11 protein-coding genes and 3 pseudogenes are annotated in these 13,006 nt (G+C 36.8%); 6 read left to right on the forward strand and 8 right to left on the reverse strand.

Annotated elements, in window-relative coordinates:
• Nucleotides 1-148 (forward strand): annotated as a pseudogene (locus tag C9E89_RS23815) (IS701 family transposase); the annotation flags it as partial.
• 201 nt (nucleotides 149-349) lie between these two features.
• A pseudogene (locus C9E89_RS23820) lies at nucleotides 350-480 on the forward strand (IS3 family transposase); the annotation flags it as partial.
• A gap of 74 nt (nucleotides 481-554) precedes the next feature.
• Here C9E89_RS23820 and C9E89_RS13345 read toward each other — a convergent pair.
• The 8 genes and pseudogenes from C9E89_RS13345 to C9E89_RS13380 all read right to left on the reverse strand — a co-directional run bounded on the left by C9E89_RS13345 (nucleotide 555) and on the right by C9E89_RS13380 (nucleotide 8,176).
• On the reverse strand, nucleotides 555-1,451 hold the full coding sequence (locus C9E89_RS13345; RefSeq protein WP_107008838.1) for a LysR family transcriptional regulator: 897 nt from the start codon (nucleotides 1,449-1,451) through the stop codon (nucleotides 555-557).
• Between the two features lie 94 nt (nucleotides 1,452-1,545).
• Entirely contained in the window at nucleotides 1,546-2,718 is a 1,173-nt protein-coding gene (locus tag C9E89_RS13350; RefSeq protein ID WP_107008839.1) for an MFS transporter, read from the reverse strand.
• 183 nt (nucleotides 2,719-2,901) lie between these two features.
• Nucleotides 2,902-4,137 carry a carbohydrate porin gene (locus tag C9E89_RS13355; RefSeq protein WP_107008840.1) on the reverse strand — a complete coding sequence of 412 codons (1,236 nt, stop codon included), beginning with the start codon at nucleotides 4,135-4,137 and terminating at the stop codon, nucleotides 2,902-2,904.
• A 296-nt stretch (nucleotides 4,138-4,433) separates the two neighbouring features.
• Complete coding sequence (locus C9E89_RS13360) at nucleotides 4,434-5,075, reverse strand: VOC family protein (protein ID WP_213069642.1); 642 nt, start codon at nucleotides 5,073-5,075, stop codon at nucleotides 4,434-4,436.
• Between the two features lie 96 nt (nucleotides 5,076-5,171).
• Nucleotides 5,172-6,752, reverse strand: a pseudogene (locus tag C9E89_RS13365) (aldehyde dehydrogenase (NADP(+))).
• 92 nt (nucleotides 6,753-6,844) lie between these two features.
• Nucleotides 6,845-7,270, reverse strand: a complete 426-nt coding sequence (locus C9E89_RS13370; protein WP_107008841.1) for a helix-turn-helix domain-containing protein — start codon at nucleotides 7,268-7,270, stop codon at nucleotides 6,845-6,847.
• A 53-nt stretch (nucleotides 7,271-7,323) separates the two neighbouring features.
• Nucleotides 7,324-7,686, reverse strand: a complete 363-nt coding sequence (locus C9E89_RS13375) for a hypothetical protein (protein ID WP_107008842.1) — start codon at nucleotides 7,684-7,686, stop codon at nucleotides 7,324-7,326.
• A 121-nt stretch (nucleotides 7,687-7,807) separates the two neighbouring features.
• A complete protein-coding gene (locus tag C9E89_RS13380; RefSeq protein WP_107008843.1) occupies nucleotides 7,808-8,176 on the reverse strand; it encodes a cupin domain-containing protein in 369 nt (122 codons plus the stop codon).
• Between the two features lie 606 nt (nucleotides 8,177-8,782).
• On the opposite strand from C9E89_RS13380, the gene C9E89_RS13385 reads away from it, so the two are divergent.
• From C9E89_RS13385 to C9E89_RS13400, 4 genes are all read left to right on the forward strand, one after another.
• Nucleotides 8,783-10,249 (forward strand): cytochrome ubiquinol oxidase subunit I, encoded by a 1,467-nt coding sequence (locus C9E89_RS13385; RefSeq protein ID WP_107008844.1) that lies wholly within the window; start codon nucleotides 8,783-8,785, stop codon nucleotides 10,247-10,249.
• Nucleotides 10,242-11,246: a cytochrome d ubiquinol oxidase subunit II gene (gene cydB, locus C9E89_RS13390; RefSeq protein WP_107008845.1), complete on the forward strand. Its 1,005-nt coding sequence runs from the start codon at nucleotides 10,242-10,244 to the stop codon at nucleotides 11,244-11,246. The genes C9E89_RS13385 and cydB overlap by 8 nt, the downstream gene beginning before the upstream one ends.
• 73 nt (nucleotides 11,247-11,319) lie before the next feature.
• Nucleotides 11,320-11,445: a DUF2474 domain-containing protein gene (locus tag C9E89_RS13395; protein ID WP_107008846.1), complete on the forward strand. Its 126-nt coding sequence runs from the start codon at nucleotides 11,320-11,322 to the stop codon at nucleotides 11,443-11,445.
• A gap of 128 nt (nucleotides 11,446-11,573) precedes the next feature.
• Nucleotides 11,574-12,986, forward strand: coding sequence for an aminotransferase-like domain-containing protein (locus C9E89_RS13400; protein WP_107008893.1), 1,413 nt, complete (start codon nucleotides 11,574-11,576; stop codon nucleotides 12,984-12,986).
• Nucleotides 12,987-13,006 lie beyond the last annotated feature (20 nt).

A 13,006-nucleotide genomic window follows, 5' to 3' on the forward strand; every position in this document is an offset into this window, starting at 1 on the left:
TCAGATTCAAAAGACCCAATGGAATGATGTTTTTATGAATATATATCAATGGCAGAAGAGTTTATTTCGACCCATCATTAAAAGTTTTATTGATGGTTTTATTTTAGATAAAAATCATCTTCTGCCACAAAAGTTGCAAAAATCATAGTGCGTAAGTCCTATTTAAGTAAATATCAGTTAACTCTAATACGCTTATAATAACCTCATATCCTTCTTCTTTAAAATAAAATTCAACAACTTACATAACTTTTATTTTATAGATTTTTTTCTAAATAACATCAAATTTATTAGCTATATAGAAAATAATAGATCATGTTAGCTATATGGCTAATATTATATTGAGGTCAAAATTAGGGAAGAAGCAAAGGCAGATATTATAAAATACATTGAGCTATTTTATAATCAATGAAGAACTCAGACATGCTTAGATTTTAAGAAACGAAACCAATAACTGAGGAATTTTACAAGTCGTCTGCCTAGAATCTTCCAAGTGAATGTCTCCTGTTATTTCGCATATATCATTAGAATGATAACTATCAGTTTTTTATTATCTGTTATTTGTTCGAATGAAAAAAATTTGTTAAATAATCTCTAACAAAGTTTATATTTGTTTTTTGTAAACCTTTGGACCAAACCAAATAAAGTTGATTCGTAGGAGCCTCATTCCTATTATTTAAAGCTATCAAAGCTCCTTCTTTTAGTTCATGCTCACAATGATAGTCTGGAAGAACAGACCAGCCATGACCTGCAATAACTAACTCTTTAATCGCTCTTAAATCAGGAACAATACATGATGCAACAGTATGAATTGGTGACTCAAATAAAGTAGACCAAACGGAGCGTACCAAAGGTAAATCCTCATCATATGCAATCAATGGAATTTGCGAGAGTACCTCTTTATTTGGCTTTTTTCCAATTTTTATACTTAGACTAGGTGCATGAACTAAATATAATTTTTCAGTCACTAAAGGTAGAAAATTATACTGTTGTTCATCTGGCTTTGACGCTGTTATTGCCAAATCAATCGATTGTTCTTTTAATAGATCATATATTTTTTGACGATTGCCCGTTTGGCATCGAATATTAAATCCCTGCGTCATTAAAGAGGCTAAAGGTTTTGTTAAACAGTAGTATAAAAAATCAGCAGGTGCAACTAAGTGAATTGTCCCACCTTGAATATTCCCAAGTTTAAACGATGATAATTTAAACTCTAAAGCATCAATATTTGGAGCTATAGATCGAGCTAATTCATCCGCTGCGGTTGTAGGCTCAACACCACGAGACTGTCGAATAAAAAGCTTAATGCCTATAAAGCTTTCTAAAGATTGGATATGTAAAGATGCAGCTGGCTGAGTAATCGCCAGATTTTCAGCAGCTTTTGAAAAAGATTTAGATCTATACACTTCCAAAAAAGTTCTTAAATGGATCAGGTGGCTCATCAATTTGATCATTTATTTATTCCCATCAACTTATTTTAAGTGATTGAATCCATTAAATACAGAAAAGAAATGCTAAGTGTTCTTTTCTGTATAAATGACAAATTTTTTAAACGTTTCGTGAAACCGATTTCTGAATCTGGATCACTAAGATCAGTAAACCGATTACTGATAATACTGCCCCTGTAATCCCCGTAAAACTTAAACCAATATGACTAATCGTCATGCCACCAAGAATCGAGCCTAATGCGATCGCAGAGTTAAAGCCTGCAATATTTAGACCTGCTGCAACACCATGTGAATTTGGAGCATACTTGTGTGCAACCTGAATTAAACGAGCTTGCAAAGCTGGTACAGCACCAAAAGTAAATAAGCCAAGTAATGAAACCATTACAGCCATCAAGATTGGGGAACCGATAAATAACCACATTCCAAATGCTGTTAAGATAATACCTGAGATAATTACCACGTTTGCTTTATTAGCACCCAAAGAATCTGTTACTTTACCACCCAAGACATTACCAATAGCTGCGAATACACCATATAGAAGTGTATACATCGGTACCGAAGATGGGCTAACTTTTGTTACTTCAATCAACATTGAGGCGATATAGGTATAAGCAGCAAATGAACCCGCATAAGCAAACACCGTGACCAATGCACCTGAAATTAATTTTGGATTAAAGATCGTTAAAATCTCTTGCTTAGCATTAAATGTTGTTTTTTGATCTGCATGCAGCGGATCTTTCATTCCAACCAATAAGCCAACAAAGCCTACTGCACCGAATAATGCAATGAAACCAAGCACCAAACGCCAATCAATCACACCACCCAAATAGGTGCTTAACGGGACACCAATTGCCATCGCAATCGTAAACCCACCAAAGACTATCGCAACTGCACTCCCAGCTCTTTCAGGACCTGCAAGTTTAGCGGCTGTGCTAGAAGCTACTGCTAAAAATAAGCCATGTCCTAGACCTGCAACAAAACGAGCAACAATCATAAGGGTTAAACTAGTTGCAAAAGCGGTCACTAGGCTTCCTAGGGTAAAAATTATGGTTGTAACTAGCATGGCTTTTTTACGAGACCAACCATTGGTTAAAGCGGTAAGCACAGGTGCTGCAAATGTTGCCCCTAGGGCATAGGCTGCAACAATCGATCCTGTTTGTTCTACACTTACACCCAAACCGCTGGCCATGACATCAGTAATCCCTATCGGAACAAATTCAGCCAAGCCTAGTGCAAAGGCGGTAATGGTAAAAATATAGATAATAATCGGCATGACTAAACTCACATTCTTTTGATGTTTGAAGTTTAGTTTGAAGAAAGATATTAATAAAATAATAAGAATTATATTAAATATAAAAAAAATTATATCTATAATCGATCACCTCCAAACAAGTATGGATATACATAGTTACTTGAAGGTGGAAAGATATTCCCTAAAAAGATTCAATAAATGAAATTAAAAAGTTGTATTAAATTTAATACCAGCGACCCAGGTGTTATTTCCATTGGATACAGCACCTACATTTTTTATGTATTGCACATTAGGACGAAGAGTGAACCAATCCGTGAGATGAATTCCATAATATAACTCTGAATTGTATTCATTACTAAAACCTTCAGCATTCTTATGGATTCGTGCAAAACCGATGGCAATTTCATCTTTTGGACGTGTACTCCATGCTCCTAGGTAACTGAAAGCAAGATTTTGCATGTTACTGATCACATTGGTTTTACTGTCAAAAAAAACTGCGCTAGCCGAGGCAGTCAGACCGCGTTCAGAATCAAATCGGTGCGAAATCAACTTCTGTTTTCCTGATATCCATCCGCCTTTTTTATGGTCTGTCGTCTCTAAAGCTTGACCATGACCATCCAACTCATTCGCATCCGCTGTACTAAAATAATATCCTATACGGTATTCACCAGATAAGTGTTGAGCACCAATGCTTGGTGTCCATACCATTTCAACTGGAATTAATGCACCTTTCGATTCATCTGTACTTAAGTTAAAACCTTTTCCGCGTTCTAAATTTTCCGGATTATATTCAAATACGCCTATTTGAGTATAAAAATCAGGTGTGAAATTATACTTAACTCGTGCTGCCCATTGACTAACTGGCCAATTGAACCACTGGTCACCAGCCCAATTTCCCATTTGCGAGCCACATAATGCAAGATTTTGGAAATCGCAAGCAAAACTATTAAAATCCTCTGCTTCACCAAAACGGCCTATTTTGATATCTAAAGCCTGATCATGAATTTTTTTTCTAATCCAAAAATTTGTTAAACGCCAGGTTTGCTCTCTACCCCAAACCTCTTGCACAGAACTGATCTGACCCTCAAGTGCCGGAGCCGTATTGGTTAAATTTTTGCCATCACGATAAGTTATCGTGATTTGCGCATCGGTATCTTGCCATCCCAAAATTTTATTTAAATCGAGATGAGCACCTAAACCTAGCTGTCCTGAAAACTCCGTGCCGTTTTTTGTGGTCTTTTTAGAGTCTAAAATATTCGCCATCTCACCGGTATAATCAAATGTAAAGTCATAACCTTGCTCGACTAAAGCACTACGTTCACCATCCCAATCACCAAGCATCCATGGTTCTGTTGAAGATGCAGCAAGTGCATGTTGTGCATAGATAGCACATGCTACAAGTGATATACATGAATATAAACAAGATGTGTGGCTTTTCATAATTACAGTCCCTTAACGTGGCTTAGGGTCTGATGATTTTTTTAAATGGATTTTTAAATATTTTAATAATCAATAATATATAAAAATACCGCAGCTTAAATTGGGCTACTTATTATTAAAAATAAACTGAGTTTGATTGGAACTTAACTCGGTTTAAAAATATAAACATCCATATCATAAAAAAACGTCAACAAACCTTAAGTATTCCTTTACCATGCTTTATCAACAAGAAGTATGATTCCAAAGCGATTTAACCAAAATTATCGCTTTGGAAACTGATCTAATAATCGCTATTTTTAAGGTTTTGGCGGGGTATAGCGATTTGCTTCGCTATAACTAGGGTAGTTAATACCGCTGGAATAAGTGACCAACTCAACCGTCGTTCCCCATGGGGTTTTGCCATAAACAAAGCGGTTCTTTTCACCGCCTTCAATTTCACCAAAAATTGGATTAATGTCAGAATATAAGACGCCACCGGCTGCTTTAAATCTGCGTGCAGCTTCTTGAATATCATCCACATAGACAGCAAAATGTTGTAACCCGATATCAGAAGAAATCGCTGCTTTATGTTGGGTCTTTGCACGATACTCAAATAACTCAATGCTAGTACTTTGTCCTAGAGACATCATTCGCATGTGGACTAACTGAGTCCCAGATTTTAGACCCAGAATTTTCTCGATTTCCGTACCCTTTAACGGTTTATCAGTCTTGGGATCTACTAAATCATAAGCAATCTTTGCACCAAATGCTTCCTTTAAAAATTTAGTGGCCGCATCAATATCGGGAACTGTAATTGCAATATGGTCTAGCCCTCGCACAACCATACTTTTGCCTTCATTTTGCTGGCCAGAGGTGCTTTGCTTGGTTTCTGCTGCATGTGAATACCCCTGAATTCCGAGTAAACATGTTGCCAATATAATAGATATGCTCTTTTTCATTTAGAGGTTCCTTGAACATAAGAGTTGAATAAATGAGTAAATACAAAAACCTGAATAACAACTTCTGTATTTACTCTTGCTGCGAAAACTTGAAAATTAAGATAAGACTTTCTGCCCATCAATCAGACGTACAAGTTTTAAAGGGTTTTCACTTTTTAAACTTGTTGGCAATAAATCTTCTGGAAAATCCTGATAACACACTGGACGCAAGAATCGGTTGATTGCAGCCGTGCCAACCGACGTGGTACGTGCATCAGACGTTGCCGGAAATGGCCCTCCATGCACCATGGCATGACAAACCTCGACTCCAGTCGGGAAACCATTACATAAAATTCGTCCGGCTTTTCGTTCCAAAATTGGCAACAAAGCTTTCGCTTGGTCGAGATCTTCTTAATTCATCAATAAAGTCGCTGTCAACTGACCTTCAAGATATTCAGCAACACGAGAAAAATCTTGTTGGTTTTTACATACAACCACCAATGAACTCGAACCAAACACCTCATCACTCAACGTATGATCGGACAGGAACTGCTCGGCTGTGGTTTTAAACAGTTTTGCCTGGCAAGCATTTGGTTCTTGACTATTTAAGCCTTCACTCACCTTTTCAACTAATGCATGGGCTTCAAGTTTATCAATGCCATTTGCATAGGCTTGATAAATTCCCTCGGTCAACATGGTTTGTGCTGCAACCTGAGACATTGCCCCAGCAATAGAATTCAGCAAAAGATCTAAAGATTCACTTTCCTGAACGATGACCAGCCCCGGATTTGTACACAACTGACCAGCACTTCCTGTTAAAGATGCCGCAAAATCTTTACCGATTTGCTCAGCTCTTGTACTTAAGGCATGTGGCAATATAAATACTGGATTAATGGAACTCATTTCTGCATAAACTGGAATAGGTTCAGGACGCTTGTTTGCAATATCCATTAAGGCCAAGCCACCATTACGAGAACCTGTAAAACCTACCGCTTTAATCAGTGGATGTTTAACTAGTTCAACGCCTACATTCGCCCCTGAGCCAAAAATTAATGAAAATACGCCTTCAGGTAAATTACATTTTTTGACAGCATTTTGTATTGCTTGACCCACTAACTCAGAAGTACCTAAATGTGCTGAATGTGCTTTAACAATCACTGGGCACCCTGCAGCCAAAGCCGATGCAGTATCCCCACCCGCAACTGAAAATGCGAGAGGAAAATTACTTGCACCAAAAACAGCAACTGGTCCCAACGCGATCATTTGAAAGCGCAAGTCGCTACGCGGCATAGGTGTTCTATTCGGTAAAGCGGGATCAATACGTACATCCAGATAATTTCCTGCCCGCAATACTGATGCAAAAAGTTTTAACTGATTGACAGTACGCCCACGCTCACCAGTTAAACGTGCAATCGGAAGGCCTGTTTCCTTACTTGCACGATCCAGCAAAGTATCACCTAAGGCCATAATTTCATCAGCACAGGCTTCCAAAAATTGAGCCCGTTGCTCGGGAGCCGTATTTCTAAACGTATCAAAAGCTTGACTGGCAAGACGCGCTGCTTGATCTACATGCTCAAATGTCCCACCCATGACAACAGGTTCTAAGGTTTCATTTGTACGTGGATTTTTTGCATATATTGGTTGATCATTTCCGATAACACTGCCAGCACCAATTAGCATAGCTCCATTAATTTGCATACGGTTTTCCTTCTGCACGATGTGAAATTTTGAGCGAACGAAGCCTACAACCTTTTTTAGATCGTTACTTCAATATGTTATTTCAGGAATTTTTACTTCACGATATCCATCACTTTCCGATACTTACTTGGAGTTACACCTTGATGTGCCGAAAAAAAACGCGTGAAATTATTCATCGGAACAAACCCTACTGCCTCAGCAATATTCTGAATCGGTAAATTCAGATCAGATAGAAGCATAAGCCCTTGCTCCATTTTTAAAGTATTGGTAAATGTTGTCGGTGAAACACCTGTTGAGTTCGAAAACAATCTGAAAAAATGTGCACGAGAAAGTCCAACAGAATCAGCAACTTTTGCCCAATTTAATGTGTTTAAATTATTGTTTAATATTTGATTTATGACCTTTCTAATTCTAGGGTCATAACGTAATTCACTATATTTGCTAATAGAGACTTTTTTAAGGTCAGGAACACTGATTTCTAATCCTTCAATATACAAATCAGAAATAAGCTTATTCATCTGATATGATGTAGGTAATAAACCTTTCTCTAACCAGTTAAGTACTTCATCTCTTAAATGTTCGATCTTTTTCGAAATTCTGTGAATTGGAAGGTTAAAAAATCAGGGTAAGCATTTTGAATAAAGCGAGAATCAATTTGCCCCAACCAATTTGGTTTAAAATAAAATGCTAATAAAATTGTATCTTCAAAAGTTGGCTTATGATTATAGAAATGAGGTTCCCAAGCATTGATAAACAACACTGTTTTGTCAGAAACCAGATATTCCTTTTGACCGACACCAAATAAAATATCTGGTCCTCCGACCTTAAACACAAAATGAGCATCACGATGGGCGTGGCTTGTCATAGAATGATCTAATCGCAATAGAGCAACTCGACCAAAACTTCCATGTAAAACTCTAATTGGCTCAGACATCCTATTCTCCATTGACGATAGAGGCATACGATTACGAAAAAATTATTTCGTAAAGATTCATTCTAAAAGCCTTTTTTATCACTCAAACAATTATGTATTGATGTAAAAAAGGCTCTCCTTTCTACTTATATTCAACCAAAACTTCTCGATAATTGGATTGTCCTACATTTACAGCTTTATGAGTTGCTGGAAATTTTTCACCTTTACCAATTTCAGAAAGTACTTCTACGACTCCATCTGTAACCTTTAAAGAAAATACACCATTTGTAGGTACATCAAACACACCGCAATCACGACCTTCTTGATCAAAGATTTGCAAAGGAGCTCCTTCAATAGCAAACCACATATAGTCTTTCATATGGGTGTGCATTGCTGAGGCTTCACCCGGCTTTAATACAAAATCCCAAATAATGACTTTATCGTTTTCAAATAGCTTAGTGTTACCCATTTGATCTAATTTGGTTTCATTTAAATTCAATACACTATTCATGTGTGTCTCCATTTCTAGTATCCATAAGAAATTTATATGTAATATCGATGATTATGCTGACTTACCATTTAGAGATTAATGCTTATCAACCATGTCGTGAATAATCATTTATCTTTAAGTCTCATCATATTTTTTATATCTTGTGGAGCGGTAATGCTGTCTAAAATTATTGTGTCTACAATGTTATTGATGGCTATAGTCGTGATTCTTTGATCATGGTAGTCGGTTTTTCACCCTGCCCAACTTTTCTGAAAAGCCATGTTTCTCAATCAATGTTGAAATGATATTTAATTTTTTAGTCACAAACACAGTACCAATTCAGGTCTTTAAATCCTTTTGTTACGTACATTTTCACTAAATTAATATTCCAGATGTAACTATAAAAATCCGAGAAAAAATATAACAAGAAAGTCCTATAAATGTCCTCTGTTATATTTTATTCCCCATTTTTTTGTACCTACTTATTCAAAAGCAACTTCTGCAAAATGAAATCTATTCTTTTCAATAGGTAGTTTCTATGGGGCGATCTATTCTTTTTTTTAGTCTTTTTCACTGTCTTTCGGCAGATTTCTCCATCAAATTATTGAATCATCGGGGAGCAATAGTATGAGTCTCGTAACCGCTTTAGAGTTAGCAAGGATACAATTTGCTTTTACAGTATCCTTTCATATTATTTTTCCTGCGACATCTATTGGTTTAGCGTGTTTCCTTGCGTTATTAGAATGGAAATGGCTGAAAACACAAGATTCGGTTTATAAAGATTTATTTAAGTACTGGATTAAAATTTTTGCTGTTGCTTTTGGTATGGGAGTCGTATCAGGGGTTGTCATGGCATACCAGTTTGGTACGAACTGGAGTGAATTTTCCCGTGTCGCTGGTTCAGTTACTGGTCCATTATTGACTTATGAAGTGCTGAGTGCCTTTTTTCTTGAAGCAGGTTTTCTTGGCATTATGCTGTTTGGTTGGGGACGAGTTAGTCCCAAAGCGCACTTTTTTGCAACCTTAATGGTGGCAATTGGCACCTGTATTTCGATGTTTTGGATTTTGTCGTCCAACAGTTGGATGCAAACCCCTCAAGGCTTTGCGATTGAAAATGGCATCATTGTCCCAATGGACTGGTGGGCTATTGTTTTTAATCCATCTTTTCCTTATCGCTTTGCCCATATGGCAACGGCTGCTTTTTTGGTGTCTTCACTTTTGGTTGTCGGGACTGCGGCATGGCATTTGTTCAAAGGTCGCCGCGATGAGTTGGTGAAAAAATCACTCTCTATGGGGCTTTGGATGGTTCTTGTGACCTCATGTCTGCAAGTGCTAATAGGTGATAATCATGGTTTAAATACTTTAGAACATCAGCCGACTAAATTGGCTGCGATAGAAGGTCATTGGGAAACCAATCGTGATCATGGTATGCCTTTGCTTTTGTTTGCATTACCTGATATGGAAAATGAACGAAATGTCGCTGAAATTGGTATTCCAAATTTGGGAAGCCTGATTTTAACCCACTCTTTGGAAGGTCAAGTGACAGGGTTAAAAGAGTTTTCCAAAGAAGATCGTCCTAATGTACCTATCGTGTTTTGGAGTTTTCGCGTTATGGTCGGTCTGGGTATGTTAATGGTTTTACTGTCATTTACTGCATTGTGGTTGCGTAAAACCAAACAATTATATGAAACATCATGGTTTCATAAGTTTGCCATCATAATGGGACCAACAGGTTATATCGCTCTGCTTGCAGGTTGGGTCACTACTGAAGTCGGACGTCAGCCGTGGGTGGTTTATGGTGTGCTACGTACGCAAGATGGTTTATCGCATGGTGTAACAGCCGATCAAGTTGGTTTAAGTCTAATTATTTTTGTTCTGGTGTATACAGTTGTTTTTGGCAGCGGTATTTATTACATACTCAAGCTCATCAAGACAGGACCTATTTTTATAGACAGTTTTACACCTGAAACTGGTGGTCCTGGACATTTCAAAACACCACTACGTCCACTCAGTGCAGTTGATGATGCATTTGATAATGAAGCCAAACAGCAAAAGTTTGATACTAATCATAATAAGGAGAATCACCATGATTGATCTAGCTTTAGTATGGGTTGGTATCATTGGTTTAGGTGTATTGATCTATGTGGTTATGGATGGTTTTGATTTAGGTATCGGAATTCTGTTCCCATTCATTCAAGACCATCAAGAACGTGATGTGATGATGAATACTATTGCACCTGTCTGGGATGGTAATGAAACATGGATGGTTTTAGGTGGTGCAGGTTTATTTGCAGCTTTTCCTTTGGTTTATGCCACTGTATTGTCTGCTCTATATTTACCCATCTCGTTTATGGTTGTCGCTCTTATTTTTCGTGGGGTGGCATTTGAGTTTCGTTTTAAATCAAAACGAACCAAGTTTTTATGGGATCAAGCCTTTATTTGGGGCTCAATTTTATCGAGCTTCTTCCAAGGAGTAATTTTAGGTGCTTATATCCAAGGGATTGAAACCACGAATGGTATTTATAGTGGTGGTGCATGGGATTGGCTAACGCCATTTTCAGTCTTTTCTGGTATTGGTGTCGTTGCTATGTATGCCACTTTAGGTTGTGGTTGGTTAATCTGGAAAACAGAGGCTAAATTGCAAGCATATATGTATCAGTTTATGCCTAGACTACTGATTGTACTGCTGCTGATTTTTGTAGGTGTGAGTTTATATACACCATTGACTCATCCTGAAATTGCCAATCGCTGGTTTTCAGTGCCGAATGTATTCTACTTCAGCCCTGTGCCTATTTTAGTTTTGATTTGTGTCGGTCTAATTCTAAAAGCATGTAAAGACAAAAATGATGTTAAACCTTTTGTCTATACATTGGTATTGGTGTTTTTAGCTTTCACTGGTTTTGTGATTAGCTTGTGGCCCAACATCATTCCACCATCTATAAGTATTTGGCAAGCGGCTGCACCTGAGTCGAGTTTGAAATTTACCTTAGTCGGTGCTGTGATTTTAATTCCAATTATTATCGCTTATACCTTCTTATCCTATTGGGTATTTCGTGACAAAGTGCGTATTGGTGATGAAGGTTATCACTAAGTTCTTAGTAGTTTTTTTAACGTATTTTGAATCATCACTAGATTTAATCAAAAAATGTTATGGAGAATTTTAAATGCCTAAAATTTTCAACAAAATGACTTCTATACAATGGTTTGTGTGCTTATGGTTGATCGGCTTTCTGGGATTAGCACTCATTGCTGGTGTATTTAAAGTCTTGTTATATTTTGCTTATCCATAAATTAAAGCGATTTGGATTAAATGTTTAAAGTCAAAATCTAAGCTTTACTCCGAGTCATAACAAAAAATTCAAATATGGATAGTATGTGCTGTCCATATTTTCTTTTTGAATTATGTGAATCATTTCCTATGTATAAATCAGAACAGCTTACTCTCAGTTTGAAGCATCTTATCGAAAGTGGTAGATGGAAACCGAATGAAAAGTTACCCTCTCTACGCCAACAGGCACAAGCTTCTGGATTTAGCTTGATTACCGTCATGAATGCTTATCAAGAATTAGAAGCACAAGGGCTCATTTATTCTAAAGAAAAATTGGGCTATTTTATTGCCGAAGATCCAAATAGCTTAAAAATTGCTAAAACAGTGATTCTGAATGAAAAAATAGAAATTAACTCAACAGTTTTCCGTTATTTAAAATCGATTCAGTCCAAAAATATTGTGCCTTTTGGTAGCGCCTTTCCTGACAGCCAATTATTGTATTCACCTAAACTCATGCAGACCTTAGCACAACGCGCCAAACACCGTTTAAGCTATGAGCAAATGCCAAGTTTACCACCAGGTAATTTAGAATTGCGCAAACTCATCGCACAGCGTTATTGTATGCAAGATATTCCAACTGATCCATCCGATATTGTTATCACTTCTGGTGGTTTAGATGCACTTAACCTAGCTTTACAGACCTTGACCAAACCTGATGACTATATTCTTTTACAAGAAACGATTTTCTATGGCGCATGGCAAGCAGCTGAGCATTTTGGTTTAAAAGTCATCACTATACCTGAGCATCCTGAACATGGTTTGGATTTGGAGGCTTTTAAAAATGCTGTATCAAATTATCCGATTAAAGTCTGTTTACTCATGTTGAACAGCCACAATCCGATTGGTTTTACCGTCAGTGATGAGATTAAATTACAGTTGGCAAAATTATTACAGGAACATCAGATTTATCTGGTTGAAGATGATGTTTATGAAGAGCTTTATTTTGACCATAAAAAACCCTTATCAATGAAGTATTTTGATCAACATAATTTAGTTTTACATTGTTCTTCATTTTCGAAAATCTTAGGCGCTGGATTTCGTATTGGTTGGGTACATACAGGAAAGTTTTCGGAAAGCATTCAACATTTGCAATTAATGAGCACGCTATCAGTGAATTCTTTTATTCAAAATGCTTTGATGGATTATCTGTCGCACCGTTATTATGAAAAGCATTTAAAAACTTTACGGAATACGCTCAAGCATTTAAAAAATCAGTATTATCAATATCTCACCGAAAGATTACCTCAAACATGTAAAGTTCATTATTATCCATCAGGTTATTTTTTATGGATAACTTTACCTGAACACATCAACAGCGATTTGATTTATCATGAAATGTTAGAATATAAGGTTGGTGTCGCATCAGGTTCATTATTTTATCGAACTGATCAGACACCACATCATATTCGGATTAATTGTTCATTTGAATTAAATGAGCATACTCAAGCAGCTTTAGATCAACTTATTCAACAAATTAATACATTTGATCAGTCTATTTTATAAATCAAAAAATGATTAATCAA

Source organism: Acinetobacter sichuanensis (assembly GCF_003024515.2).
Lineage (GTDB): Bacteria > Pseudomonadota > Gammaproteobacteria > Pseudomonadales > Moraxellaceae > Acinetobacter > Acinetobacter sichuanensis.

Excerpts from the sequence above, each read along its gene's own strand:
- C9E89_RS13345 (WP_107008838.1), bottom strand. The coding sequence starts at position 1,451 with ATGATCAAATTGATGAGCCACCTGATCCATTTAAGAACTTTTTTGGAA.
- C9E89_RS13350 (WP_107008839.1), bottom strand. The coding sequence starts at position 2,718 with ATGCCGATTATTATCTATATTTTTACCATTACCGCCTTTGCACTAGGC.
- C9E89_RS13355 (WP_107008840.1), bottom strand. The coding sequence starts at position 4,137 with ATGAAAAGCCACACATCTTGTTTATATTCATGTATATCACTTGTAGCA.
- C9E89_RS13360 (WP_213069642.1), bottom strand. The coding sequence starts at position 5,075 with ATGAAAAAGAGCATATCTATTATATTGGCAACATGTTTACTCGGAATT.
- C9E89_RS13370 (WP_107008841.1), bottom strand. The coding sequence starts at position 7,270 with ATGAATAAGCTTATTTCTGATTTGTATATTGAAGGATTAGAAATCAGT.
- C9E89_RS13375 (WP_107008842.1), bottom strand. The coding sequence starts at position 7,686 with ATGTCTGAGCCAATTAGAGTTTTACATGGAAGTTTTGGTCGAGTTGCT.
- C9E89_RS13380 (WP_107008843.1), bottom strand. The coding sequence starts at position 8,176 with ATGAATAGTGTATTGAATTTAAATGAAACCAAATTAGATCAAATGGGT.
- C9E89_RS13385 (WP_107008844.1), top strand. The coding sequence starts at position 8,783 with ATGAGTCTCGTAACCGCTTTAGAGTTAGCAAGGATACAATTTGCTTTT.
- cydB (WP_107008845.1), top strand. The coding sequence starts at position 10,242 with ATGATTGATCTAGCTTTAGTATGGGTTGGTATCATTGGTTTAGGTGTA.
- C9E89_RS13395 (WP_107008846.1), top strand. The coding sequence starts at position 11,320 with ATGCCTAAAATTTTCAACAAAATGACTTCTATACAATGGTTTGTGTGC.
- C9E89_RS13400 (WP_107008893.1), top strand. The coding sequence starts at position 11,574 with ATGTATAAATCAGAACAGCTTACTCTCAGTTTGAAGCATCTTATCGAA.